Source organism: Sphingomonas sp. S2-65, from assembly GCF_021513175.1.
In the GTDB taxonomy this organism is placed as follows: Bacteria; Pseudomonadota; Alphaproteobacteria; order Sphingomonadales; family Sphingomonadaceae; genus Sphingomonas.
This window is the reverse complement of the sequence record NZ_CP090953.1, coordinates 855,860-881,311: the sequence shown is the minus strand read 5'-3', so window position 1 is coordinate 881,311 and position 25,452 is coordinate 855,860. Positions and strand designations below refer to the sequence as shown.

At 65.5% G+C, this 25,452-nt stretch carries 19 protein-coding genes and 1 pseudogene; 11 read left to right on the top strand and 9 right to left on the bottom strand.

Features of this window, described 5'->3' with window-relative positions; genetic code table 11:
* Positions 1 to 30: 30 nt before the first annotated feature.
* On the bottom strand, positions 31 to 4,539 hold the full coding sequence (locus tag LZ586_RS04155; protein WP_235078412.1) for an AAA domain-containing protein: 4,509 nt from the start codon (positions 4,537 to 4,539) through the stop codon (positions 31 to 33).
* Positions 4,540 to 4,724: 185 nt separating this feature from the next.
* Here LZ586_RS04155 and LZ586_RS04150 point away from each other — a divergent pair, with 185 nt between their 5' ends.
* The 11 genes from LZ586_RS04150 to LZ586_RS04100 are packed head-to-tail and all read left to right on the top strand — an operon-like array spanning position 4,725 to position 14,661.
* Entirely contained in the window at positions 4,725 to 5,306 is a 582-nt protein-coding gene (locus tag LZ586_RS04150) for a TerD family protein (protein ID WP_235078411.1), read from the top strand.
* Positions 5,306 to 6,496, top strand: coding sequence for a TerD family protein (locus LZ586_RS04145; RefSeq protein WP_235078410.1), 1,191 nt, complete (start codon positions 5,306 to 5,308; stop codon positions 6,494 to 6,496). Before LZ586_RS04150 ends, LZ586_RS04145 begins: the two co-directional genes overlap by 1 nt.
* 27 nt (positions 6,497 to 6,523) lie before the next feature.
* Positions 6,524 to 7,642, top strand: coding sequence for a DUF475 domain-containing protein (locus LZ586_RS04140; RefSeq protein ID WP_235078409.1), 1,119 nt, complete (start codon positions 6,524 to 6,526; stop codon positions 7,640 to 7,642).
* 15 nt (positions 7,643 to 7,657) lie between these two features.
* Positions 7,658 to 8,236, top strand: coding sequence for a TerD family protein (locus LZ586_RS04135; protein ID WP_235078408.1), 579 nt, complete (start codon positions 7,658 to 7,660; stop codon positions 8,234 to 8,236).
* Between the two features lie 23 nt (positions 8,237 to 8,259).
* Positions 8,260 to 8,835, top strand: a complete 576-nt coding sequence (locus tag LZ586_RS04130) for a TerD family protein (protein ID WP_235078407.1) — start codon at positions 8,260 to 8,262, stop codon at positions 8,833 to 8,835.
* A 12-nt stretch (positions 8,836 to 8,847) separates the two neighbouring features.
* The gene (locus tag LZ586_RS04125) at positions 8,848 to 10,005 is read left to right on the top strand and encodes a trypsin-like peptidase domain-containing protein (protein WP_235078406.1); all 1,158 of its coding nucleotides are present in this window, start codon (positions 8,848 to 8,850) and stop codon (positions 10,003 to 10,005) included.
* A complete protein-coding gene (locus tag LZ586_RS04120; protein ID WP_235078405.1) occupies positions 9,999 to 11,099 on the top strand; it encodes a phosphoribosyltransferase domain-containing protein in 1,101 nt (366 codons plus the stop codon). Before LZ586_RS04125 ends, LZ586_RS04120 begins: the two co-directional genes overlap by 7 nt.
* Positions 11,096 to 11,842 (top strand): hypothetical protein, encoded by a 747-nt coding sequence (locus LZ586_RS04115; protein WP_235078404.1) that lies wholly within the window; start codon positions 11,096 to 11,098, stop codon positions 11,840 to 11,842. The genes LZ586_RS04120 and LZ586_RS04115 overlap by 4 nt, the downstream gene beginning before the upstream one ends.
* Positions 11,835 to 12,926 (top strand): cysteine protease StiP domain-containing protein, encoded by a 1,092-nt coding sequence (locus tag LZ586_RS04110; RefSeq protein ID WP_235078403.1) that lies wholly within the window; start codon positions 11,835 to 11,837, stop codon positions 12,924 to 12,926. The genes LZ586_RS04115 and LZ586_RS04110 overlap by 8 nt, the downstream gene beginning before the upstream one ends.
* Positions 12,923 to 13,867 carry an HpcH/HpaI aldolase/citrate lyase family protein gene (locus LZ586_RS04105; RefSeq protein ID WP_235078402.1) on the top strand — a complete coding sequence of 315 codons (945 nt, stop codon included), beginning with the start codon at positions 12,923 to 12,925 and terminating at the stop codon, positions 13,865 to 13,867. The genes LZ586_RS04110 and LZ586_RS04105 overlap by 4 nt, the downstream gene beginning before the upstream one ends.
* A complete protein-coding gene (locus LZ586_RS04100) occupies positions 13,864 to 14,661 on the top strand; it encodes an AIM24 family protein (protein WP_235078401.1) in 798 nt (265 codons plus the stop codon). Before LZ586_RS04105 ends, LZ586_RS04100 begins: the two co-directional genes overlap by 4 nt.
* Positions 14,662 to 14,664: 3 nt before the next feature.
* Here LZ586_RS04100 and LZ586_RS04095 read toward each other — a convergent pair whose 3' ends face one another.
* The 8 genes and pseudogenes from LZ586_RS04095 to LZ586_RS04060 form a co-directional block, all read right to left on the bottom strand.
* Positions 14,665 to 15,114, bottom strand: a complete 450-nt coding sequence (locus LZ586_RS04095) for a hypothetical protein (protein ID WP_235078400.1) — start codon at positions 15,112 to 15,114, stop codon at positions 14,665 to 14,667.
* A 78-nt stretch (positions 15,115 to 15,192) separates the two neighbouring features.
* On the bottom strand, positions 15,193 to 15,843 hold the full coding sequence (locus tag LZ586_RS04090) for a toxic anion resistance protein (RefSeq protein WP_235078399.1): 651 nt from the start codon (positions 15,841 to 15,843) through the stop codon (positions 15,193 to 15,195).
* 1,394 nt (positions 15,844 to 17,237) lie between these two features.
* Entirely contained in the window at positions 17,238 to 18,632 is a 1,395-nt protein-coding gene (locus LZ586_RS04085) for an efflux transporter outer membrane subunit (RefSeq protein WP_235078398.1), read from the bottom strand.
* Between the two features lie 7 nt (positions 18,633 to 18,639).
* Positions 18,640 to 21,828: an efflux RND transporter permease subunit gene (locus LZ586_RS04080; protein WP_235078397.1), complete on the bottom strand. Its 3,189-nt coding sequence runs from the start codon at positions 21,826 to 21,828 to the stop codon at positions 18,640 to 18,642.
* 75 nt (positions 21,829 to 21,903) lie between these two features.
* Positions 21,904 to 23,166: an efflux RND transporter periplasmic adaptor subunit gene (locus LZ586_RS04075; RefSeq protein WP_235078396.1), complete on the bottom strand. Its 1,263-nt coding sequence runs from the start codon at positions 23,164 to 23,166 to the stop codon at positions 21,904 to 21,906.
* Positions 23,163 to 23,552, bottom strand: a complete 390-nt coding sequence (locus LZ586_RS04070; RefSeq protein ID WP_235078395.1) for a hypothetical protein — start codon at positions 23,550 to 23,552, stop codon at positions 23,163 to 23,165. Before LZ586_RS04070 ends, LZ586_RS04075 begins: the two co-directional genes overlap by 4 nt.
* A 300-nt stretch (positions 23,553 to 23,852) precedes the next feature.
* Positions 23,853 to 24,462: pseudogene (locus tag LZ586_RS04065) on the bottom strand (TetR/AcrR family transcriptional regulator).
* Positions 24,463 to 24,530: 68 nt separating this feature from the next.
* Positions 24,531 to 25,421, bottom strand: a complete 891-nt coding sequence (locus LZ586_RS04060; RefSeq protein WP_235078394.1) for an SDR family NAD(P)-dependent oxidoreductase — start codon at positions 25,419 to 25,421, stop codon at positions 24,531 to 24,533.
* Between the last annotated feature and the right edge of the window lie 31 nt (positions 25,422 to 25,452).

Genomic DNA, 25,452 nt, shown 5'->3' with positions numbered 1-25,452 from the left:
ATTGTTGGTGCGCTTGATCGCGCCGGAAGACTAGAACGGGTCAGCCGGCACCAGCCACGCATAGGGTACCGGTTCGCTCTGCGCAGGTACGCTGCGCCAGCGACGATGTTCGGTGTGCCGACTTGATGGAAGATTCTCCCCGATCTCGGGTACGATACCTCGCGCTGTGAGTACCGCGACTAATTCGTCGATTACTGCTTGGCGCTCGCGCACGAAGCGAGAGGCGAAGCAGCGCCATACCGTCCAGCCGGCGCGCTCGAGCATCCGCTGCCGGGCCATGTCGTCGGGCCATTGCTCGGGGCCATGATAGCGGTCGCCGTCGCATTCGATCGCGAGCCGGGAATCGATGCCGCCCTCAACCACCATATCGATGCGCTTGCTGCCCACCGACACCTGCGTGTCGACCCGATACCCGCGCTCGACGAGTAGGTCGTACATCTCGCGCTCGAACGGCGATTCGCACTTCGCGCGGCGATCCTCGGCCAGACTGCTCTCGGCGGCAAACGGCGCGTGGAAATGCTCGATCAGGCTGCGGCGCAGCTTGTCCGTAGGGCGCAGATCCTCGATCTCGACCGAACGGACCAGCACCATCCGGTCGCGCGCGCGGGAGGCGGCGACGTTGAATCGCTGCTCATAGCCCAACCCCGACAATCCGCTGCTGCCGCGCTCAGCGACCAGCGAAACGAACATGATGTCGCGCTCGTCGCCCTGGAAGGCGGCGGGCTCGCCGACCCGGATATCGTGGCGCAGCATGACATCGGCGCCCAGCACGTGCTCTATTGCCGTGAGGATCGCGACCGCCTGTTCTTGTCCGAGCAAGGTGGTGACGCCGATCGAGCGCGACACCATCGCGGGATCCTCCGCGATGCGGTTGATCGCGTCGACGATGCAATCAACTTCGGGCGGATTGATCTTGCCCTTGCGATAGCCGTCCTCGACCAGGATATCGACGAGTGGCGGATCGAGCCGCTCCGATGCCGAGGGCAGCCGCAGCGGCACTAGCTGGTGCGCATAGAATTGCGCCTTCGAATACTCGATGATCGGGCCGACGCAGCGGAAATGTTCCTTGAGCAAGATCGCGCCACCAGCGAATACCACGGTGCCCAGATCGTAGAGCGATTTCTCCTCGCGCAGCGCTGCACGATAATCAGCGACTTGCCCGCGTAAATGGCGTTCGGCGAGCAGGTTCATTCGGGCTTCCTCGCGGAAGCCGGCATCGGGGCTGACCTGGCGATCATCGCCGACGATCAGCACCTGCTTGGCGCGGAGCAGTGCCGGCAAGGCGGCGACGGTAGACTGCGATGCTTCGTCGATCACCACAAGGTCGAACAGCCCGAGTTCGGCGGGCAGCGATTCGGATACGCGGTAATGCGGCATGATCCAGCAGGGCAGGGCGTTCTTGGCGCGATCGGCGGCGGCGCGCGCATCCTGGCGGTAGCGGCCGGCGCGGATGCCGGTGCCGCGACCGATCTTGCGCATCGCTTGGGCATAAGCGGCAAGCGCGGCACGCACTTGGTCGCTGGCCTTCTCGGCGAGGCGGCACCAGGTCCGCAGCTCGATCGACTCCTCATAGGCGCGGCGCAACTGGTCCTCATGGTCGCTGCGCTCAGCGCCCAATGCGGCGAGGCGCTCGTGCCGGTCGATCCGCTTGAGCCAGCTTGACAGCCGGCGCAGCGTCCAGCGTTCGCGCCAGTCGCCCGGAGTCAGCGGATCCTCGATTCCGGTTACGGCTTCGCTGCGCAGGCGTTGCGCCCATTGCGGCGCGCCGCTTTCCTCAATCAGCGACGCAAGGTGGCGGATCTCGGCGAAGTGCGGCGCGAGCGAGCGGAGCATCGCGCCTTCGGCAATCGCCGCTGCCCAGCGCTGGTCTAGCAGCGTCTCGTCGGTATTTGGCTGGCCGAGCATCGTCGCCACCGCTGCGCGCAACTCCTCGCCCACCTCGCCCTGGATGCCAGCAATCTGGGTAGTGAGCCGCCGAAGCTCGATTTCCGCAGTCGCCAGCCGCCCGCGCCGAAGATGGCGATCGAGCAGCTCGGCAAGCCGGTCGCCCGCGGCGGGATCGCCGGCGATACCTCGCTGCCAGCCAGGCAGTAGCCGCGCGACCGACGCCTGGAGCGCTCGCTCGCGATGCGCTAGGTCTCGCAGTGTCGCTAGGTGCTGGAGCTGCCGCCGCATGGCCTCGGCAATGCCCAGACCATTTCCGGTGGCGGGATCGAGCTCGGCTTGAACACTGACATGATTCCACGCCGCAGCCAGCCGGTCGGCTTGGTCGAGTGCAGCGAGGTAGCGGTCTACATCGGCCCATTCGGCAACATCTGCGGGTGCGCGTCCTGAAAGTCGAATAGCGGCGATCTGGGTCTTTAATTGGCGCGCGAAAAGCGATTGGAACAATCCCAGATCGTCACCTTGCGCGAGCTTGCTGATCGCTTCGCGCAATGCCGAGTCGGTCGCGGCGCTATCGGTCAGCAGCACCGGGCGCACCAAGAAATAGCGGGCTTCCTCGGAGACCGAGGCGATCTCGTTGTCGAGCCCGATTAGCGCGCTCAGCACAGCATCGTCGTCGTCCATGCGCCAGCGCTGGAGCGCCGCGGCGGTCCATCCGAAGGGGGCTGCGCTCGCGACCGCCAGCTGATTGCGGACCGCGTCGAGCTCCGCGCGTCCTGCCGCGACTGCTTCGATCGCCACGCCATCGGCGAGCGCGTCGGCGCGTGCGGTCGATTGCTCGATGCGGTCGGCTTCGACCAGATCGCGGTGCAGCGCGACCAGCGCGATGCCGTCGGGCAGCGACTCGGGCGGCGGCGCGATATTCAGCGCCACGAGCCGCTCCCCCGCGGTTTTGCGCGCGGTGCGCAGCCGGACGATGGCATCGTCGTCGAATTCAGGCTCGTGCGACGCGATGACGTCGATCGCATCGGACAGCCACTCGGCGAGCATGCCTGCGCCGACCACGCGCCGGGCCGCATCGGCGGGCTCGACCGACGCGCCGTCGATCGTCGCGGCGGTCATCGATCCGCGGCCAATATCCTCGACTTGGCGGTCGATTGTGGCGAGGCCGCGGTGGAGCGCCTCGATGCGAGCGTCGAGTGCGGCGATCTGCCGGCCAAGCTCGGCAGGCCGGGTGCGGTGGAGACGGTCGGCGATGATGTCGACCGATTCTTGGAATTGCCGGAGCCCGTCGCGATCGCTCTCGACCAGGCTGACCGCTAGCGGGCGCACCGCGGCCGGAAGCTTCTCTCGCAGCACTTTGAGCGGCGGCGCTTTTTGCGAGGTCACCAGCACGCGCTTCCCCTGCGCCAGATAATGGCTGATGATGTTGGCGATGGTGTGCGTCTTGCCGGTGCCCGGCGGACCCTGGACCACCACGCCGGGCCGCGTCGCAAGGCGCTGGATCACTTCGACCTGCTCGCGGTTGAACGGCTTGGGAAAGAACAGGTCTTCACCCGATCCGTCTGAAGAGGTGACGCCCGGGATCGTCGATACGCCCCGATAGCTGGGATATTCGGCGGCAACGGTCGCGTCCGCTGGGACTTGGAGCAGCACGCGCACGGCGGGCGGAAGCGCCTCAGGATCCTCGATCTGCTCGATTGCCGCGCGGAAGCGGCGCAGATCATCCATCAACTGAGTCGCGCGGCGAGTGCGCTGGATCAGCACCCAGCGATTGTCGACCTGCAGCGTGTCGCCGGTCGGCGGGCTGCGATCGCTCAAATCGGGGAGATAATGGCCGTCGGGATCGAGCAACGCGACGGCTCGACGCAGCACTGGTGCGAAACTCTCGGCATCGAACGGGCTGAGCCCATCGCCTTCGAGCGCGTCGAGGTGGCGCTGAGTGCTCCGCCGCCACTCGTCCACCGAAGGCGCTTCGAGCGCGTCGAGCGGGTCGCTTTCGATGCTGGGCGGCGATTCGCTGCGCGGACGCACTTCGATCGCGTGAGTCTGGTCGTTGATAGCAATCTCGACCGCCACCGCCAGCAGCGGGTGGTGCAGCTTGGCACCGCGATGCCCCCAGCGCGCGATCCCGATCCCCCAGGCCAGTTCGATCGGCTGCTCCGATCCGCCGTCGAGCATCTGGCGAAGCGAGAACAGCCCATTGTACAAGTCGATGGCGTGGCGGCGGGGCCTCTCTTCCAAGACCCATGGCGACCAAATCTCACGGACGAATCCGGCGAGCAGTGTATCGAGCCGTGCCCGATCAGGATGCGCGTCGAGCCGGCGCGTCGCTTCACCGACGGGATCGTCATTGGGGATCTCGGAACGCAGACTCGGCGCAATCGTAACGTCGTCGGCAAGGTCGATCCAGGCGCGTAGTTCGGCGTCGCCGGGGTGCGGCGGCGGCCGACGGACAAGCCGCTCGACGCTCAGCCAGAGATGGTCGTCGCCGTCACGGACATTGACCAGCACGCCGGGCAGCTTGATGACGTCGTCACCGCTGCGTCGGAAACCACGATAGTCGGCCATGTCGATGATCGTCGGTAGACGATCGCGCTCGGCCGCTTCGACATAGTCGAGGAGGGACAGCAGCCGGTCAGTTTCGACCTTCATTCTTTTTAAGTATCCCTTGGGGAAGTCGGCCGCATCGTATCGGGCAAAAGTTTTCGGCCCGTCAAACCCGTACGATCAAAAAGCCGCATTAAAGTGAATGCTTTGTTGCTATTGCGACTGCTGCCCGAAATGTCATAATCGTCTGGCACCGGCATGTTGCGGCATGTCGAAGGGGGGAAATCTGTATGGTTAGTCTGCAAAAAGGGCAGTCGGTTCGGCTGGAGAAGACCGGTGGGGGCACGCTGACGCGCGTAGCGATGGGACTTGGTTGGGATGTCCGCAAGGCCAAGGGGCTGCTCGGCATATTCGGCGGCGGTGGCGGCGACATCGATCTCGACGCCTCGTGCCTGTTGTTCGACGCCGACCGCAACCTACTCGATCAGGTCTGGTTTCGCCAGCTCGCCAGCGACGACGGCAGCATCGTCCATAGCGGCGATAACCGTACCGGCGCCGGCGATGGCGACGACGAGACGATCAATGTCGACTTGACCCGGCTTCCCGCGAACGTCCGGACGCTGGTGTTCACGGTCAACAGCTTCACCGGCGACAGCTTCGATCGGATCGAGAATGCCTATTGCCGGGTCGTCGATTCGACCAATGGCAAGGAACTGGCGCGTTACGACCTCACCGGCGCGGGATCGCATACCGGTCAGGTGATGGCAAAGCTGACGCGCAATGGCGATGGCTGGGACATGAAGGCACTCGGCGAGCGAACCTCGGGCCAGACCTTCCAGGACATGATGGGTCAGATCCTGGGAGCACTGTAATGGCGACCGATCTCCAGCAGGGTGGCAATGCGGCGGTGCCGGGCGATGCGCTGAGCATCTCGGTCGGCTGGAGCGCCGGCGCCGACGTTGATGCCGACGTATCGGCCTATCTGCTGACAGCATCGGGCAAGGTCCGCGGCGACGCAGACATGGTGTTCTACAACCAGCCCGAGGGCGGCAATGGCGGGATCCGCTTCGTTGCCTCTACAGGGAAGGGCGGGTTCGAAGTCGATCTCGGCCGGCTACCCGCAGAGATCGAGCGGATCGTCTTCTGCGCGACGATCCACGAGGCACAGGCCAAGCGCCAGACGCTGGCATTGCTCGATGGCGCCGAGATCGGCGTGGCGTCGCGCGGGGGCGCGACGGAACTCCGCTTCCGCCCCGCGCTCGCCGGCGCGAGCGAGGCGGCGATGACGTTTGGCGAGCTATATCGCCGCAACGGCCAGTGGAAGTTCCGCGCGGTCGGGCAAGGGTTCAACGGCGGCCTCGCGCCGCTCGCGCGTTCGTTCGGGATCGACGTTGCCGAGGACGCGCCCGCGGCGCCCCCGCCCCCGCCGCCTCCACCAGCGCCAGCCCCCCCGCCGGCTGCGCCAGTCAACCTGAGCAAGGTTTCGCTCGAAAAGCCTGGCCAGACGGTTAGCCTCGAGAAGAAAGGATCGAGCTTCGGAGAGATCGTGATCAACCTCAATTGGTCGCGCGGCAAGAAGGGGTTCTTCGGCGGCGGCAATGCGATTGATCTCGATCTCGGCTGCTTGTTCGAACTCGCCGACGGGCGCAAGGGCGTGGTCCAGGCGCTAGGCAACGCGTTCGGCTCGTTCCACCAATTGCCCCATATCGCGCTGTCGGGCGACGATCGCACTGGCGACGTATCGGCGGGCGAGACGATGCGGATCAACGGAGCGCAATGGGCGCAGATCCGCCGCATCGCGGTGTTCGCCAACATCTATGAGGGCGTGCCCAATTGGCAAGCGACCGATGGCGTCGTGCTCGTCACTATGCCCGATCAGTCGCCGATCGAAGTGCGGATGACCGAGGGCCAGAACGATCGCCGGCTGTGCGGTATCGTGCTGATCGAGAATGACGCGGGGCGGCTCAAGGTCACCCGGATCGTCGATTATGTCCGCGACCAGCAGGTGCTCGACGAGAAACTGGGCTGGGGCCTGCGTTGGGTCGCCGGTCGTAAGGATTAAGTCGCGTGCGGCAAACGGGGGTTTGAGTTGCTCAAATATTATAAGGGATCACTGCTGTTCACGGCCTTTTGCCTGGCGCTCGGTGCATGGCTCGGCTGGACGATCACCCACGACATACTCGGCACACTCGGCATCTTGTGGATCGTCGCGGTGCTCGGCGTGCTCGAGGTCTCGCTGTCGTTCGACAATGCCGTGGTCAACGCTACGGTGCTGCGCGACATGGATCCAGTCTGGCGTCGACGCTTCCTGACCTGGGGCATCCTGATCGCGGTGTTCGGGATGCGCATCGTCTTTCCGCTGGCGATCGTCGCAATCGCCGCGAAGCTGGGGCCGATCGATGCGGTAATGCTCGCTGCGACGGAGCCTACGACCTATGAGCGGATCATCACCGGCGCGCATGTCGGCATCTCCGGCTTCGGCGGCGCGTTCTTGGCGATGGTTGGGCTGACCTTCTTCCTGGATGAGGACAAGGATTCGCACTGGATCGGGCTTATCGAGAGGCCGTTCTCCAGCCTTTCGCGCGTCTCGGGGCTTGCCATCGGGGTGGTGCTGCTCGCACTCTATGGCATTTCGCGGCTGATTGATCCGGAAGAGGCGATGACCTTCATCGTCTCGGGCATCTTCGGCCTGCTCGCTTATATCGCGGTCCAGGCGGTGGGCGCATTGCTCGAGCGCGAAGAGGAAGAGGAAACTGCCGATGTAACCGGCGCGGTAACGGCTACCGTCGCCAAGTCGGGGCTTGCCGGCTTCCTCTATCTCGAGGTGCTCGACGCGAGCTTCTCTTTCGATGGAGTGATCGGCGCGTTCGCGCTTTCGAACAATCTGTTCATCATCGCATTAGGCCTGGGCATCGGCGCAATGTTCGTTCGCTCGATGACGGTGATGCTTGTCGATAAGGGCACGCTGACCGAATATCGCTATCTCGAGCACGGCGCCTTTTATGCGATCATCGCGCTGGCCGCGATCATGCTGCTGTCGGTGCGCTTCGAAATCCCCGAGACAGTGACCGGCCTAATCGGCGCGGGCTTTATCGGCCTCGCCTTCGTCGGATCGCTTCGCAGCAACCGGGCCGAAGAACAAGGCGAAGTCCCGCTCGAGGACGCGGATCCGATTGCTCCCACCGGCGAACATCTCAAACGATTGTAACTAGGAGAGACCCTCATGTCGGTAAGCCTGTCCAAAGGCGGCAATGTCAGCCTGTCCAAGGAAGAACCCAATCTTAGCAAGATCCTGATCGGTCTGGGCTGGGATACCCGCGCAACCGATGGCGCGGACTTCGATCTCGATGCCAGCGCGTTCCTGCTTGCCACCGGCGACAAGGTGCGCGGCGACAGCGACTTCATCTTCTACAACAACCTCCGCTCGAGCGACGGCTCGGTCGAGCATACCGGGGACAACCGCACCGGCGAGGGCGACGGCGACGATGAGGCGCTCAAGGTCGAGCTGACTCGGGTCCCGGAGGACGTCCAGAAGATCGCGATCGCCGTAACGATCCACGAGGGCGAGAGCCGCCGCCAGAGCTTCGGCATGGTCTCGAACGCGTTCATACGCATCGTCAACGACGCCACCGGCCGCGAAATCTCGCGCTACGACCTCGCCGAGGATGCATCGACCGAGACCGCAATGGTGTTCGGCGAAGTGTATCGCCACAATAGCGAGTGGAAGTTCCGCGCAGTGGGGCAGGGCTATAAGGGTGGGCTCGGACCGCTCGCGCGCAATTACGGCGTCAGCATCGGCTGATTGCCGGCAACGGGAGATTTCAAATGGCTGTTTCTCTTTCCAAGGGCGGCAATGTCAGCCTCAGTAAGGAAGCCCCCGGCCTCAAGGGCGTCCGCGTCGGGCTCGGCTGGGATACCCGCGTCACCGACGGCAGCGGGTTCGACCTCGACGCCAGTGTGTTCCTGCTGAATGAGGGCGGCAAGGTCCGCTCCGACGCCGATTTCGTGTTCTACAATAACAAGAACGGCGGCAACGGCTCGGTCGTCCACCAGGGCGACAACACCACCGGCGAGGGCGCCGGCGACGACGAAGTCGTGGCGGTGACGCTCGACCAACTGCCGGCCGACATCCAGAAGCTCAGCTTCGCGGTGACGATCCACGAGGCCGACGGCCGCAAGCAGAATTTTGGCATGGTCTCAAACGCCTATATCCGCGTGCTCAACGCCGATGGCGGCACCGAGATCGCGCGCTACGACCTGTCCGAGGACGCCTCGACCGAGACCGCGATGATCTTCGGCGAACTCTATCGCCACAGCGGCGAATGGAAGTTCAAGGCGATCGGCCAGGGCTTTGCCGGCGGCCTCGGACCGCTTGCCCAGTCGTTCGGCGTGAACATCTGATCTTGGCACACCATGCCCGCACCGCGTGACCTCGTTGCGGGCGAACGTGCACCCATCGCCGGCGCTCCCGTCTTCGCGCTCGCCGGCGATGGGCCGACGCTCGCGCTGATCGGGCTCGGCTCGGACAGGCGCACCTCGCCAAGCTTCCCGCCGATCGACGCCGTCACTCGCGAGATGCGCCCGGCGGCGCATTTCGAGGAGACCAACCGGCTGCGGATCGACCTGGAGTCGGTGCCCGACGGTGTCGAGCGGCTGCTGCTGATCGCGTTCGATCGCGACAACCAGCCGATCGGCCGCACCGTCACGATCGAGACCAGCGTGCTGCGCTTCGCCGCCGATCTGGGTGGCCGTGCCGATGCCGCGGTGATCCTCGTCGAATGCTATCGCCACCAGGGCGCCTGGCGGATCGCGGCCAACGGCCAGGGCTTCGCGATGGGGCTGAGCGCGATCGCGGCGGCCTATGGCATCGATCATGGCTGGGTGGTGCGGCTGATCCCGCGGCTCCAGCCGAGTGCCGGCTATGGCGATTCGCCGCCGCGCAACAGCGGGCCGTCGAGCGGCAGCGGCGTTGCGATCGAGCGCAACCACATTCTTACCAACGCGCATGTCGTCGATGGCGCGTCGGCGGTGGTGGTGCATGTCGGCGGACGCCAGTTGCCGGCGCAGGCCGTGTTTTCCGATCCGCACAACGATCTGGCGCTGCTCCATGTCGACGCGGTGCTGCCAGGCGTCGCGCAATTCCGCCCGCAGGTCGGGCTGCATCTGGGTGAGGATATCGTCGCCTTGGGCTTCCCGCTCCAGGGGCTGCTCGGCACCGGGCCGCAGGCAAGCGCGGGCAACATCGCCGCGCTCTGCGGCATTGGCAACGACAGCAGCGTGTTCCAGTTCACCGCACCGATCGCCAGCGGCAACAGTGGCGGGCCGATCCTGGACATGACCGGGCATCTCGTCGGGCTGGTCTGCTCGTCGCTCAATCTCGAGCGAATTCGGGAGCGCGGCGCCAGCGGCGAGAACATCAATTTCGGGATCAAGGGCGCGATGATGCTCAGCTTCCTCGATGCCTTCGGGATCGAGCCGCAAATGGCGAGGACGACCGATCAGCCGGTCGGCCGCGCCGCCGTGGTGCGACAGGCGCGCGATTTCATCGCCAAGATCACCTGCGAATGCTGACCCCCGCGACCGATTCGCGGTCGATTGCGCTGCCCACCGGCAGGCTCGACATCGCGATCGAGGAGGCTGCTTGGTCGCTCGACGACCTGTGCGCCTTCGCCGCGCGCGAGAATCCGAAGCGCGGGTTCCTGGTGGTGTCGCGGGTGCTCGGCCGGCATTTGCCGGCGACGCCGCAGGTCATGCGGCGCAGCGTGCGCGATCTCGCCGCGCGAATCCCCGCCGACCTTCCCGGCCCGGTGATGGTGATCGGCCTAGCCGAGACTGCGGTGTGCCTCGGTCAGACGGTGCACGAGGAATTGCGCACGGCGACCGGCCGCGACGACATCCACTTCCTCCATTCGACCCGCCAGCAGCTCGACCATCCCTTGCTCTGCCGCTTCGAGGAACCGCACAGCCACGCCTCGGCGCATCTGATCTATCGCCCCGATCTGCCCGAGCCGCGCTCGCTGGTGCTCGTCGACGACGAAGTCTCGACCGGGACGACCTTGTGCAACCTCGCCGATGCGCTGGTCGCGGCCTGGCCGGGGATCGAGGCGATCGTCGTCGCGACGCTTACCGATTGGTCGGTGGGCAAGGGCTGGCAGGCGCGCATGCCGCGTCCGGCGCAGGTCGCGGCGCTGCTCCGCGGGCGGCTCGATTGGACGCAGGGCGAAACGGCGCAGGCCGACGCGGCGTTCAACATGGCCGCCGCGTCGCTCGGCCGGATGGACGCGCACCGCAATTTCGGGCGGCTCGGGCTCGCCGCGTCGATCGCGACGCCGCCGGTGACCGCGCTGCCCGAAGTGTCGGGCCCCCTGCGCATCGCTGGCACCGGCGAATTCACCTATCTGCCCTTCCGCTTGGCCGAACGGCTCGCGGGGGAGGGCCGCGATGTCGTCGTCCAGGCGACCAGCCGCAGCCCCGCGCGGCTCGGCGCGGCGATGGCGACCAAGCTCTGCTTCACCGACAATTATGGAACCGGCGTGCCCAATTATCTCTACAATGCCGATCCAGCCGATGGTCGCGCCAATTGGATCGCGCACGAAACCGGGGCGGCGACGATCGACCCCGCATTGATCGCGGCGCTCGACGCACGGCTGGTTGGCTGGGCATGACTCGCGCCATTGCCCTGGTCGATCTCGACGACACGCTGTTCCAGACGCTGCGTAAGTGCCCGGACGACGTGCCTGTCGATCGGCTGACTCCTTTGGGGTTCGCCAAGGACGGCGCGCCGCTCAGCTATGCGACGCCGCGCCAGATGCAGTTCCTCGAATGGCTGGCCGAGACCACGCATCTCGTGCCGGTCACCGCGCGAAGCCTCGATGCGTTGCGCCGCGCGCGCATCCCGTTCCGCGCCGCAGTGTGCGCGCATGGTGGGGTGGTGCTCGACCCGGAGGGCGAGATCGACGCCGGCTGGGCTGAAACGATCGCCGCCCGCGCCGCGCCCTTTGCCGAGCAACTCGCCGCGTTTGCCGACGCGATCGTCAGCCAAGCGCGGGCAAGGCAAGTCGCAATCAACGCCCGCGTGCTCACTGAAGGCGAACTGCCGCTCTACACGCTCGCCAAGCACGCAGGTACTGACGCCGGCGCGTTGTACGCCGTGGTGAATGCCGCGGTCCCGGCGCTACCCCAAGGCTGGACCGATCATCGCAACGGCAACAACGTCGCGTTGATGCCGCCCTATCTCGGTAAGCGCCACGCCGTCGCGCACATCCTCCCCGGCCTGCGCGCGCGCTTCCCCGATGCGCCGGTGATCGGAATCGGCGACAGCCACACCGATGCGCCGTTCATGGGGCTGTGCGATTTCGCGATGATGCCGACGCAGTCGCAATTGGCGGGCGGCATGTTTGATGCTTAGCCCGGTCACGCCGTTTTCGGGCAGCTACGCTTCCCATGACGTCACCTTCCTGCTCAAGCCGGTGGCGATGGCCGCAACCTGCGTCGCCGACAAGGAAGCGGCGATCCAGTCGGGCCGCCGCCATTATTCGGAGATGATCGCGCCCGAACGCGTGCCGACGCCCGCCTATCTGGCGCTGTACCGCGAAGCGCTGGCACGCAACGGCGCGCGCCTAGCGCAGGACGTCGCCAACCTCGCGGCGCATCTCGCCGCGCGCCGCCCGGGGCGCGAGGTGGTGATCGTTTCGCTGGCGCGCGCGGGTACGCCGATCGGCGTGCTGCTCGCGCGAACGCTGCGCGCCTGGGGGCACCGCGCCGCGCATTATTCGGTGAGCATCATCCGGGATCGCGGGATCGACCGGGTCGCGCTCGCGCACATCGCCGCACGCCACGATCCGGCCGACGCGGTGTTCGTCGATGGCTGGACCGGCAAGGGTGCGATCGCGGGCGAACTGCGCGCCGCGCTCGCCGATCCGTCGTTCGGGTTCGCGCCCGAACTCGCGGTGATCGCCGATCCGGCGGGTCAGGCCGATATCGCCGCGACCGACGACGACTATCTGATCGCCTCGGGGCTGCTCAACGGCGTGGTCTCGGGGCTGGTCAGCCGCTCGATCCTCAACGCCGACGTCGTCGGGCCTGGCGATTTCCACGCCTGTGTCACCTATCCGCAATATGCCGATGCTGATCTGTCGCGCGCCTTTGTCGACGAGATCGCGCCGCGCGCAGCCGCGGCGACGCCGCAGTCGATCGAAGGCCACACGGCACGGCGCGGCGCGCTAAACGAGGGGTGCGAAGCGATGGTCGAGGCGCTGCTGGCGCGCGCGGGGACGCGCGATCGCAACCGGGTCAAGCCGGGCATCGCCGAATCGACGCGCGCGTTGCTGCGCCGCATGCCCGAACGGCTGCTGGTACGCGATCGCACCGATCCGGATGTGGCGCATCTGCTGCATCTCGCTGCCGAGCACGCGATCCCGGTCGAGCCGCTCGACGGCGCCTCGCGCTATCGCGCAGTGGCGATCATCCGCAGCCTTGGGCACGACGCATGAACGACGGTTGCCTTTCCGCGCTGGCGCTCGGCGCGACGCTGTACATGCCGTGCACCCGCGACGACCTGGCCGAAGCACTGTTCGGCGCACAGCGCATCGCGGGGCTGCGCTCGGCGGTGCTGTGTCTTGAGGACGCGGTACTCGAGCGCGATGTGCCCGCTGCGCTGGCTCGCCTCTCCGCTTTCCTGCGCACGCTGGCGGCGCGACTGCCGCAGCCGGGCGATCCGCTGTTATTCGTACGCCCGCGCAGTGCGGCGATGCTCGAACATGTGCTTTGCATGCCCGGTGCCGAGCGGCTCGACGGCTTCGTGCTGCCCAAGGCGCATGCCGATACCATGCCCGCCTATCTGGCTTTGCCCTATCTCGATCGCCACCGGCTGATGCCGACGCTCGAGACGCGCGAGGCGTGCGACCCGTTCGAAATGCGCCGGCTCCGCGACCAATTGCTAGGCGTGCAGGAACGCATCCTGGCCTTGCGGATCGGCGGCAACGATCTTCTCCGCGCGATGGGGCTGCGCCGGACGGTGGGGCGCACGGCGTATGAGGGGCCGCTGGGCAGCATCATCGCCAGTCTGGTCGCGAGCTTCGCACCTTGGGGGTTCGCACTCAGCGCGCCGGTGCTCGAGCAATTCGCCGATGCCGCGCTGCTCCGCGACGAGATCGCGCGCGATATCGAGCATGGCCTGTTCACCAAGACGGCGATCCACCCCGGTCAAGTTGCGGTGATCCAGTCCGCGCTTGCCGTGCCGGCCGAGCAGGTTGAGGAAGCGCAGCTGATGCTCGCCGACGACGCACCCGCGGTGTTCGCGCGTGACGGCGTGATGTGCGAACCGGCGACGCACCGCGCCTGGGCGAAGCGGCTGCTCGACCGCGCCGCGCTCTATGGCGTTACCGATCCCATATCCTCGACCTTGCGCCTTGTTTCAGGAGCCGATCAGTGAGCGATTTTCGCATCAAGCTCGACGAGCAGCAGGGCGCCGGCGTCCGCTTCGAGGTCCATCAGTTGCTGCGTAAAAGCTATGCGCTCGGCAAGCCCGTCGCGGCGCCGGCAGCAGCCACGGGCGGCAGCGCCAGCGCCCCGGCGATCCACCTCCACCCGCCGCATGCCGCAACGGCGCGCCAGGTCCGGATTGTACTCGACGGCGGTGCCGCATTGCTCGAACCGGGCGCGCTGCAATATGCCCATGGAAAGCTCCAGGTGGAGATGCAGAAGAATGCCGGCGCTGGCGGCTTCTTCCAGCGTGCGATGACGTCGGCGGGTTCGGGCGAAAGCGCCTATGCGACGCGCTATGCTGGGCATGGCGAAGTGTGGACCGAAATCACCACAAAGCACTTCATCCTCGCCGCGATGGAGGGACCGCAAGACTCGCTGATCCTCGATGACGGCGCCTTCTACGCCTGCGACGCCAACATTGCCGTCTCCACCCACGTCCATCGCTCGGTGCAGGGCATCCTCTCGGGCAACGGGCTGATGCAGCCCAAGCTGACCGGTGCGGGCGCGTTCGTCGTCGAGGCCCCGGTGCCGGTCGACGAGATCGAGGTGATCGAGCTCGACGGACAGAAAGAACTGATCGTCGATGGCGATCTGATGCTGATGTATTCGGCCGGGCTGCAGGTCGAGCTGCGGCCGCTGGTCCGCGGGCTGCGCAACGCGTGGCGCAGTGGTGAGGGGCTGGTCTATCAGTTCAACGGGCACGGCACGGTGTGGCTGACCCCGACGATGCGGCTCGACTGAGCCCTAAGGCAGCGGATCGTCCTTGCCGTAGCGGTGCTCAATGAAGCGGAGATTGTCGGCGAAGCTGTCGATATCTTCCTGCGCCAGACTGCGCGACAGCGTCTCGAGCCGCGCGATCATCTTCTCGAATCCCTGGTTGAGGTTGTAGCTCGCCGACCGGCCGGTGGTGCGGAAGATCTCGGCGCGATGGCTCGCTGGGATCTCGGCATAGCTGCCGATTAGCCGCGGCAGATGGCTGTCGCGCATCTGGCGGACTTCGGTTAGCGCTGAAACCATCAGCGCGTCGTCCTGGGTTCGCGCTTCGATATCGGCAACCAGCGCTAGCAGCCGCGCGACTAGCAGGCGCGACGCGTCAGGCAGTCGGGGATCCTCGGCGGAGATCTGTGGTACGGGCGGTGCGCTGCTCGCGGATGTCGGCGCGGCGGGCACCGGCCTACTAAGCCAACCGGCCAATCTGTCCAGAAATCCAGCCAATCGATTTTCCACTCGCATGCGTTAGTTCGCACGCTAGAGCATCGAATCGTACTCGCGCTAGAGGGCAGTGCCGCGCTGCGCCGCTCGCGCGGCGTCGATCGCGCGGCGCGCCTGGTCGACCGCATCGTCGAGGGCACGCTGGAGATCACCGCGCGCTGGAGCATCCCCGGCCGCCCGTGCGGTCCGCTCAAGTGCATCGGCCTGGCGCGCTATGCCCTGGCTTTCCGCCACCGCGCGCCGCGTGGCGAGTGCGGTGCGCAGCGCAGCGATGCTGGTGTCACGCGCGCGGCCCAGCGCTTGCGCAAGCGCAGTCTGCCCTTCGAGCAGTAATTGCAGCGTGAGCATTCCCTGCTGCGTCACTGCGGTTTGGGTGACGACATCCCGCTCGCGCGCGAGCAGCCGCGCGGCCACCGTCTCACTGAAAAACCGGGCTCGGTCCGGCCTATCAAACCGTAGTTCGCGTCCCGCCGCTTCGACCATCACAGCGCAAGCGCGGATCAGCGCTACTACGTTGTCGAGTCCCTCAGCAGCGGCATGCAGCTTCTTGCTGTCGCTCTCGATCGTGATCAGCGATAGGGCAGCCGTGTCGCGCTCACGCTCAAGGCTCTCGACCAATGCCTCAATCCGACGTTGCACGTTTGCCTCGTCCGCTTCGCCACGCCCGAACAAAGATCGCGTATTGCGCTTGGTCGGTGCGTTCAGATTCATCGCTAGGGTCTGGAGGCTTTTCAGAATTCCCTCTGCAAACCGAGGCGAGGCGACGCTGCGATCCAGCCGAGCGCTCGTTTCGCTGGCGGCCCATATCGCATGCGCCCCCAGCCGGTCGACCGATGCAAGCACGTCGCTCTCGTCCGACGTAAGCCATTGCCGAAGTAAGGCTCCTGCCTCGTGTCGAAAGTTCTGTACCGCGAACGATTTTGAGGCGGTCAAGCCATTGTCCTTCGCTCTGGTCGGCGGCGTGAGTGCCTGTATGAGTAACGCACGGGTCACAAGCTGATTGCTAACCTCTGCTATCCAGTCAACTAATCTCGCTCGTGGCTAGGAGGCGTGTCGCACGGCATGCGGTGAAGGCGCGCTTGCGGGCGCCAAGGCATGCCGCTGCGTTCCGCAAAAGCCGGGAAGAATTGTGGGATCGCATCAATCCAGCACGAAACGTCTCAGGGCGTCGCAAGGCGTCCGCTACCTGAAGCGCTACCTTGGCATCTGACTGCGGCTGCAGTGGGCGTTAAGTCATTGAAAAGGTGGTGTACGCACTTGGGCTCGAACCAAGGACCCGCTGATTGAGTTCCGCCGGCCAGCGTCCGCTTCGGTCCATTTGGACGCTGCAACCGGTCAGTCCGTAAGTGGCCTAAAAGCGGTCGATGAAGATATCGAGCTGCGGGAAAAAATCGCACACGCTGTCCGACGGCATGTCAATTCATGCCACTGAAGCCGCGAGAAAATGTGGGACGAAAAGTGGGGACGACTTCAGTCAAATCGTCCGGAGTGGCGGTTTTCTGCCATTTTCCGCTTGACGATGGTGACCCCTACGAGAATCGAACTCGTGTTTTCACCGTGAGAGAGCAGCAACGTCTGAAAATAGCCGCTAGCTCGTGCAGGGCAGGTGGCTGGTCTCAGATCAGCGCTGTATTGGAGCGTCTCACCGCATCTCTGGCCAAGTGGGGGTACAGGAGGGGGTATCCCCGCCGTGCGCGAGAGAAATATTCTTGAGCATCAATCACTTGAGGGCTCAGATTACCGTCGCTAAATCCTGTCCCCGCAACCAAACACAAGCCGCCTCGGGACCCCCGCGGCGGCTTTTTTGTGCCCACCGCACGCCCCACACCGCCGCGCCTCTATGCGGCCAGGCTTTTCGTCACATGGCGCCGGATCGTTCCTTCGCCACCTTGCCGCGATGCATGACGAAATCGACACCCTCCTCTTGCAGCGAGGAGGGTATCATGCCGGTTCAGGTGAGATTCTGCCGATCATCCCGGGATGGTGGCCGAAGTAGATTTCCTCACCGGCAAGCGCAGCGTGCTGAACTATCTGTTCCGCCCGCTGCTCAAGGCGCGATTGCGGTAGACGCGCACCGGCGGGCCTTGGGGAAGCCACGACCACCTTCATGCTTGCCATCCGCCGCCGAGCGCCCGGAACAGGTCGATCTGGGTGACGGCGATGAACGCGTCCGCAGCCGCCAAGGTCGCCTCGGCGTCGGCGAACGTGCGCTCGGCATCGAGCAGCGCCAACGAGTCTATGTCGCCCTCACGCTGCCGCGCGCGCGCGATGTTCACTGCGGCCTCGGCTTCGTTGCGCGCGGCTTGAAGCGCGGTGCGGCGCTCGAGTGCGTTGCCGTACGCGGACAATGCCGTTTCGGTCTCCTGCAACGCGCGCAACACTGTCCCATCGAAGCTGGCGAGCGCTTCCCTGCTGCCGGCTTCCGCTGCAGCGACGCGTGCACGAGCGGGTCCCGGATTGACTGCCCAGTTGATCAATCCGCCCACCAGCCACCGCAAAGGTCCCGCGCCGAAAACATCGCCGAACGTGGTGCTTGTGGAGCCGCCCGACGCACCAAGGGTGATGCGCGGGTACAGGTCGGCCGTGGCTACGCCGATGCGCGCGGTTGCCGCCGCCAGCCGGCGCTCGGCGGCCCGAATGTCGGGGCGACGGGCTAGCAGGGCCGCACCGTCGCCGACGGGGATCGGCTGATCCAGGCGGAGCGTCGTCGTTCGCGCAGCCGCAAGCTGCGGCAGCTCGGCCGGCGTGCGACCCGTAAGCATCGCCAGCCGGAACAGCGCTGCGTCCCGCTCGGCTCTTAGCGCCGGCACCTGCGCCTGGCGTTCGTTCCGCAAGGCGCCGATCCGGGCCGTATCCAGCCGCGTTCCGCTGCCGAGGCTGCGACGGCGCTCGGTCAGGTCGAGCGACTTGTCGAGCAATTGCACGATGCGCTCGGCGACGCGCAGACGTTCAGCGGCCGAAGCCGCGTCGGCATAAGCGCGCGTGGTGTCCGCCACGACGATGACGCGCACCGCATCTCCATCGGCGATCGCAGCGTCCAGGTCCCCTCGCGTGGCCTCTACCCCTCGTGAGAGCCGCCCGAACAGGTCAGCCTCATAACTGACGTCCAGCCCGACATCGACTTGCCAGTTCTCGCGCGGGGCTCCGGGGAACCGCTGTGCTTCGGGCTGTCGTCCATAATTGGCGCCTGCACCCAGGCTCGCCTGCGGAAGCCGGTCGGCGCGGGCTCCGCGCAACAACGCGCGCGCGCGTTCGATGCGGGCCACCGTTTCACGTACGTCGGTGTTCGCGGCCAGGGCATCGGCCACAAGTTGGTCGAGCACGGGATCTTGGTAGAGCCGCCACCAGTCGCCTTGGACTGCCTCTGCGGTGACCGCGGGGTTGGTGGCCACAAATGTCCCACCTGCCGTCTGGGGAGGCTTGGGTGCGACATAGTCGGGGCCTGCGGCACAGGCGGCAAGCGCCAGCGCCGACGTCGTTGCAAGAATGATACGCATCATGCCCTCCTTATTCAGCGGGCTGGAGTTGAGTGTCGCCGTGGCCGGTATTCGCTTTGCGCGAACGGCGGCTTGCGAGGCGATCGCCAAGGGCACGACACACGACGTAGAAGGTCGGCGTGAAGAGCAGGCCGAACGCGGTCACGCCCATCATCCCGAAGAACACCGCCGTGCCGAGCGCTTGGCGCAACTCGGCACCTGCACCGGTCGCGATCAGCAGCGGCACTGCGCCGAGGATGAAGGCGAACGACGTCATTAGGATCGGGCGCAGCCGGTCATGCGCCGCACGGACTGCGGCTGCTACTGGTGATAGACCATCCTCTAGCTCGGCCTGCCGGGCGAATTCGACCACGAGGATCGCGTTTTTAGCTGCCAGTGCGATCAGCACGACCAGGCCAATCTGGGTAAGGACGTTGTTGTCCATCCCCCGGATCATCACGCCACCCATTGCCGCAAGCAGGCACATCGGCACGATCAGGATGATCGCGAGCGGCATGGTCAGGCTTTCATACTGCGCGGCCAGTACGAGGAAGACGAACAACACCGCCAACCCGAACACCAGCCCCGCCGTGCTTCCCGCCATTTTCTGCTGATAGGCGATGCCGGTCCACTCGGCCTCATAGCCGGGCGGTAACTCGCTCGCGAGCTTCTCCATGGTCGTCAGCGATCGGCCCGAGCTATAGCCCGGCGCGGTGTCGCCATCGACTTCGACGGCCGGGAACAGGTTGTATCGTGTCACGCGGTACGGCCCCGTCTTGTTCTCGAAGGTCGAGACCGAACCGATCGGCACCATCGCGCCGGAGTTGGAGCGGGTCTTGAGGTTGGCGATGTCCGCTTCGGTGGCACGGAACGGCGCGTCCGCTTGAGCGGTCACGCGGTAGGTGCGGCCGAGCATGTTGAAGTCGTTCACGAACGCCGAGCCGAGATAGACGTTGAGCGCCTCGAACACGCGCTCTGGGGGCACCCCGAGCATGTCCGCCTTGCGCCGGTCGATATCGGCGAAGACCCGCGGCGTCGCGGTGTTGAAGAAGGTGTAGATCTGTTGAAGACCTTCGGTCTGATTGGCCTTGCCGATCAACCCGAACGCGGTCTGGCCGAGGGCCTCGTAGCCGTGCTCGCTGCGGTCTTCGACCATCATGCGATAGCCGCCAGCAGAGCCGATACCCTGGATAAGGGGCGGGGGCACGACGAGCAGCATCGCCTCGTTGATGTCGGCGGTGCGCTTGCGCGCTTCGTCCATGATGCCGGCGTAGGTGACACCCAGCTTCTTGCGCTCTTCGAACGACTGAAGCGGGACATAGGCAGCGGCGCTGTTGGGCGCGAGCGTCTGTGACGGACCATCAAAGCCGGCGAGCATGACCGACCCCTTGACGCCCTTGATCGGCAGGATCCGCGCGACGACCTTGCGCATCACTTCGTCGGTGCGCTCCAGCGAGGAGCCCGGCGGCAGCTGGATCACGGTCAGGAAATAGCCTTGATCCTGCGCCGGTATGAACCCGACCGGGGTGGCCCAGAACATCGCGATCGTCGCGGCGATCAGGCCGACATAAGCGACCATCATGCGCTTCGGACGCGTGACAAGCGCGAGAGTTAGGCGTGAGTAGCCATGGCTCATCCGCTCGAAACCGCGGTTGAACATGTCGGCCCCACGTTGCGTGATACGGCCGATCCGCCCCCTCGGCTCGCCTTCATGCCCGCGCAGCAACAGCGCGGCCAGAGCAGGGGAAAGGGTGAGCGACACCAGCAGCGAAATCGCAGTGGCGGCCGAGATCGTGACGGCGAACTGCTTGTAGAACGCACCCGACAGACCGTTGAGGAACAGGGTCGGCAGGAACACCGCGAGCAGCACCAGCACGATGGCGACCAACGCTCCAGAGACTTCGTCCATAGAGGTGCGCGCCGCATCGAGCGGGCTCATGCCTTTTGCGAGATTACGCTCGACATTCTCCACGACGACGATCGCGTCGTCGACGACGATGCCGATCGCCAGCACCAGGCCGAACAGCGACAAATTGTTAAGCGAATAGCCGAGCGGCAGCAGCACGGCCATTGTGCCGATCAGCGAGACCGGGATCGCAACCACCGGGATGATCGCCGCGCGCCATTTCTGGAGGAAGACGATGACCACCAGGACGACGAGCAGGATCGCCTCGCCCAATGTGTGATAGACCGCGTCGATCGACTGAGCGATGAACTCGGTCGGATTGTAGATGACCCGATATTCCAGTCCCTTGGGGAAGTCCTTCGAGATCGTCTCCATCTCGTGCTCGATCGCCTGAGCGGCAGCGAGCGCGTTGGAGCCGGGGCGCTGGAACGCGGCCAGGATGACGGTCGGCTGGTTCGAAAGATACGTGTTGGAGGAGTAATCGGCCGCGCCCAACTCGACACGGGCAACGTCGCTCACGCGTACCTGGTGCCCGTCGGCGTCGGTGCGGATGACAACCCGGCCGAACTCGCTCGGATCCTTGAGGCGGCCTTGCGTTTCGATGCTCAGTTGAAAGGCGTTGCCGGTCGGTGTCGCACCGGCTTGGCCGAGCGTCCCGGCAGCGACCTGGATGTTCTGGGAACGCAGCGCCTGGACGATGTCGCCCGCGGTGAGGTTCAGCGCCGCAGCGCGGCCTGGATCGATCCACACGCGCATCGCATAATCGCGTGCGCCGAACATCCGGACGTCACCCACGCCCTCGATCCGCGCGAGGCGATCCTTGACCTGCGTCAGCGCGTAATTGGAGATGTAGCTGCGGTCGATCGAGTTGTCGGGAGAGATCAGGTTGACCACCATCAGGAAGTCCGGCGTGGTCTTGCGCGTCACCACGCCGAGCCGCTGCACTTCCTGCGGCAGCCGCGGAACCGCGACGGCGACGCGGTTCTGCACCAGCACCTGCGCGGAATCGAGATCCGTGCCCGACTTGAAGGTCACCGTAATCGTGACCGTGCCGTCGCCGGTCGATTGCGACGACTGGTAGAGCATGTCGTCGACGCCGTTGATCTCCTGCTCGATCGGCGCGGCTACGGTCTCGGCAACGGTTTCGGCCGACGCGCCGGGATAGTTGGCGGTGACCGTGACCGTAGGCGGCACGATGTCGGGATATTGGGAGATCGGCAGCGCCAGATAGGCGATCGCGCCGATGATCGTGATGATCACCGAAATAACTGCCGCGAAGATCGGGCGCGTGATGAAGAACCGCGAGAGGCGCATCGGGCCACTCCTCGTGAAAGGGATCTGAAAAGGGTGTCAGCCGCCGGGCATTGGGGACCCCCGGCGGCTGACGGGTCACCGGGCGAAGGTGGCTTCGCCCGTGACCGGTGCCGTGAATGCTGGCGCCTGGACCGCTTGTGCCGGCGCTATCCTGCCGGGCTTCGGCTGAACCTTTGCGCCTGGCATCGCCATCTGCGATCCAGCGATGACCACGCGGTCCTGTGGAGTGAGGCCGGAGCGAACGACGCGGAGCCCGTCGACGACAGGGCCCAACACCACCGGCTTGGGTGCGACGGTACCATCCTTGGCGACGGTGAGCACCAGCTTGCGGGCCTGGTCGGTCTGGATCGCCGCATCGGGTACCATCAGCGCCTGGCTGGTACCGCCAGCCGAAAGCCGCATGTTGCCGAACATGCCGGGCGTCAGGAACAGGCCCGGGTTGCTCAGCACCGCTCGTCCACGGATAGTGCCCGATCGCGGATCAAGACGATTGTCCGTGAAGTCCAGCCGTCCGTTCCACTTATAGTCGGTCTCGTCCTGAAGGCGGATCTGAATCGGCGAGGCTTGCGCGCCAGATTCGCGCGCGCGCTTCGTCTTCAGGAACAGCGCCTCGGACCCGTCGAAGGTGAAGTAGATCGGGTCGAGCGCGTTGATCGTAGTGAGAAGCGAACCCGCTTGCCCTTCGCCCGCTGCGATCAGGTTACCCGGATCGACGCGACGGTCGGAGATACGTCCCGAGATCGGCGCCCGCACCTGCGTGAACTCCACATCCAGTGCGCGGCTGCGCACCCGCGCCTGGGCCGCGGCGACCGAGGCATTAGCGGCGCGAACGCGTGCTTGAAGCCGCTCGACATCGCTTCTGGAAACCGCCTCGACCGCCACGAGGCGCTGCGCACGCGCCAGATCGGTGCGTGCAAGGACCAGATCGCTCTGAGCACTTGCCAGTCCAGCCCGCGCCTCCGCCAGCGCCGCCGCGAAGGGGCGCGCATCGATGCTGAAGAGCAACTGGCCCTTCTGCACGACAGCACCATCGGTGAAATGTACGCCCGTGATTGCGCCGGAAACGCGCGGGCGGACTTCCACCGAACGGCTGGGCTCGAAACGGCCCACATAATCGTCCCACTCGTTGATCTCGCGGACCAGCGGCGACGCGACCGTGACCACCGGCGGCGGAGGAGCCGCTGCGGCAGCAGGCGCATCCTTATAGGCAATACCGATCCCGGCGGCGACAAGCGCCACCGGTACGGCGATCAGCCCAACCCGCTGCCAGGGTTTCAGCCGCGGAGACGTGCCATCGCGAGCAACTTCTTCATTTTGTACGCGCGAGATCATATTCATCGGATCCGGTTCCCCTGATTCAGGGCCGAGCGGCCTTGGCTCACGCTCGCAAGCAGCATCTCATATTGGTCCGCAGTGAAGCCGGCTTCGTGGAATTGGCGGATTTCGTGGCGTGGCACGGCAAAGCCGTGATGCCATGCAAGCACGGACATCCGGCGTAGTGCCTCCAGCCTGGGATCCGCCAGTTGCGGGTTGGCGCTCTGCTTGCCGAAGATCACGCCCATTGCCATCGACATGCGCCCAGGGGTCTTCAGGCTGGAGAGCCGATCCTTCTGAGCAAGGGCTACGACCGACCATTCGAGCGCGCTCAGGCCGGCGGCAGCCATCACATCGGCGGGCGCAGCAACGGGGCTGCCCTGCAATTCGCTAAAGTTCAGATACGCCATGTCTCGCTTCCTCCTGTCCGACCAGGCGAGGCGCACGTCCTCGCGCTGCGTGGAACCCCTTCCACCAGCCTGCTGGTCATTGTCTTGACGAGGCGCGAGGAGACTGGCCGCGCAGGACATATCCCACGGCCCGCTACTCGCCCTCTCATCCTTCTGCTGAAGCGCCGCCTGGTGACATCGTCCCGTTCAGCGCTGCGGTAGTTCCCGATCTTCTATACTGCACGGTATAGAAAGAGCTCGGCCGCCGGTCAACTGCTTTTTATACCGTACGGTATTTTTTGTCGATCCCGAAACGAGCGGCTAATTCTTGCCACCAGGCCACATCGCCAGACTGGTGTCGATCAGCGCCTTCAGGTCGGTGCAGGAAGCCCGCACCAGCCTGGACGGCAAGTCCCTGCATGATCGCCGTCAGATAGCTGGTCAGTCCTACGGCGTCGCTGTCGGCCGGAAGGTCGCCCTCCGCCTTCGCGCGCTCGAACCGAGCGATAATCCCGTGCTTGGCCAGGCGTCCGCGTTCGATCACTTCCGCGCGTATCGATTCGGCTTCGGCTCCGCAGGCCACGGCGTTGATCACGCCCATGCAGCCTTTCGGATCGCAGTTGCTCATCTGCATCTCGAGCGCGCTGCGCAAAAGATGCTCGGCGACTTGACGCGCCGTCCTCTCTTTCAGTGCCTCGCCGATATAGTCGAGTTTCTCGCGCTCGTAGAGATCGAGCGCCATCTTGAAGAGCGCTTCCTTGTTGCCGAACGAGGCGTACAGGCTGGGCCGGGTGATCCCCATAGCCTCCGTCAAGTCGCTGAGCGACGCGCCTTCATAGCCCTTGCTCCAGAAGACGCGAAGCGCCGCGGCGAGCGCCGTCTCCGGATCAAACTCGCGCGGGCGACCTCTTACTGCGCAACCCATTTTCATAATGATCGGTACATAAGCCCGACAGCGCAGAAGTCCAGTGGCTTACGCGGCAGCGCCAATATGGTTCGTCAGCGTGTGACTGCCATCGCTTCGCTGGACGAGCCGGCACTCGCCAGTTCCCGTTCGGCCTGTAAGAAGCCGTATGCCGGAACGATCTCGCCCGTCCGGTCGCTTGCGGCGTCCCACTGGTTCACGAGCTGTTCGCCGGAATTCTCACCTCTGCCGATGAACACGCCTTCGGTGAGCGTGACGTTCGCCCGCGCGAAATGGCCGGCGCCGGCGCACAGGATCGCCCGGGTCGGCGCGGCTTCGCCGACGAGTGCGAGCAAGCCGGGGCTCACCAGGCTCGGGTCGAGATGCGTCAGGCTTTCGTCGGACAGGACGCCGTGAGTCATCTGAGTCGCGGCAGTGGGGGCGAGGGCGTTGACGCGGATGCCGTATTTCTCACCTTCGATAGCCAGGGTCTGCATGAGGCCGACCAGCGCCATCTTGGCAGCGCCGTAATTGGCCTGGCCGAAATTGCCGTAGAGACCCGACGACGAGGTGGTCATGACGATGCGGCCATAAAGCTGGCTGCGCATGATTTCCCAGACCGCCTTGGAGCAGATGGCGGCGCCCATCAGGTGGACGTCCACCACCAGGCGGAACTCGTCCATGGTCATTTTGGCGAAGCTCTTGTCGCGCAGGATGCCGGCGTTGTTGACTAGAATGTCTATGCGATTCCAGCGTTCCAGAGCCTGGTTGACGATCTGGTTGACGCCGAGCTCATCGGTTACCGAGGCGGCGGCGGGCATTGCTTGCCCTCCCGCCGCCTCGATCTCGGATGCGACCCGAGCGGAACTCTCTTCGGAGACATCGTTGACGACCAGCTTCGCGCCCTTGCTGGCGAGGTAGAGAGCGTGCGCGCCCGAGTCCCCGCCTGCGCCTGTGACGAGCGCTACGCGACCTTCCAGTTCCATCAACGGTGCCTCTCCTTGTTTTGCCGGAGCG

Excerpts from the sequence above, each read along its gene's own strand:
- LZ586_RS04155 (WP_235078412.1), bottom strand. The coding sequence starts at position 4,539 with ATGAAGGTCGAAACTGACCGGCTGCTGTCCCTCCTCGACTATGTCGAA.
- LZ586_RS04150 (WP_235078411.1), top strand. The coding sequence starts at position 4,725 with ATGGTTAGTCTGCAAAAAGGGCAGTCGGTTCGGCTGGAGAAGACCGGT.
- LZ586_RS04145 (WP_235078410.1), top strand. The coding sequence starts at position 5,306 with ATGGCGACCGATCTCCAGCAGGGTGGCAATGCGGCGGTGCCGGGCGAT.
- LZ586_RS04135 (WP_235078408.1), top strand. The coding sequence starts at position 7,658 with ATGTCGGTAAGCCTGTCCAAAGGCGGCAATGTCAGCCTGTCCAAGGAA.
- LZ586_RS04130 (WP_235078407.1), top strand. The coding sequence starts at position 8,260 with ATGGCTGTTTCTCTTTCCAAGGGCGGCAATGTCAGCCTCAGTAAGGAA.
- LZ586_RS04125 (WP_235078406.1), top strand. The coding sequence starts at position 8,848 with ATGCCCGCACCGCGTGACCTCGTTGCGGGCGAACGTGCACCCATCGCC.
- LZ586_RS04120 (WP_235078405.1), top strand. The coding sequence starts at position 9,999 with ATGCTGACCCCCGCGACCGATTCGCGGTCGATTGCGCTGCCCACCGGC.
- LZ586_RS04115 (WP_235078404.1), top strand. The coding sequence starts at position 11,096 with ATGACTCGCGCCATTGCCCTGGTCGATCTCGACGACACGCTGTTCCAG.
- LZ586_RS04110 (WP_235078403.1), top strand. The coding sequence starts at position 11,835 with ATGCTTAGCCCGGTCACGCCGTTTTCGGGCAGCTACGCTTCCCATGAC.
- LZ586_RS04105 (WP_235078402.1), top strand. The coding sequence starts at position 12,923 with ATGAACGACGGTTGCCTTTCCGCGCTGGCGCTCGGCGCGACGCTGTAC.
- LZ586_RS04090 (WP_235078399.1), bottom strand. The coding sequence starts at position 15,843 with ATGAATCTGAACGCACCGACCAAGCGCAATACGCGATCTTTGTTCGGG.
- LZ586_RS04085 (WP_235078398.1), bottom strand. The coding sequence starts at position 18,632 with ATGATGCGTATCATTCTTGCAACGACGTCGGCGCTGGCGCTTGCCGCC.
- LZ586_RS04080 (WP_235078397.1), bottom strand. The coding sequence starts at position 21,828 with ATGCGCCTCTCGCGGTTCTTCATCACGCGCCCGATCTTCGCGGCAGTT.
- LZ586_RS04075 (WP_235078396.1), bottom strand. The coding sequence starts at position 23,166 with ATGAATATGATCTCGCGCGTACAAAATGAAGAAGTTGCTCGCGATGGC.
- LZ586_RS04070 (WP_235078395.1), bottom strand. The coding sequence starts at position 23,552 with ATGGCGTATCTGAACTTTAGCGAATTGCAGGGCAGCCCCGTTGCTGCG.
- LZ586_RS04060 (WP_235078394.1), bottom strand. The coding sequence starts at position 25,421 with ATGGAACTGGAAGGTCGCGTAGCGCTCGTCACAGGCGCAGGCGGGGAC.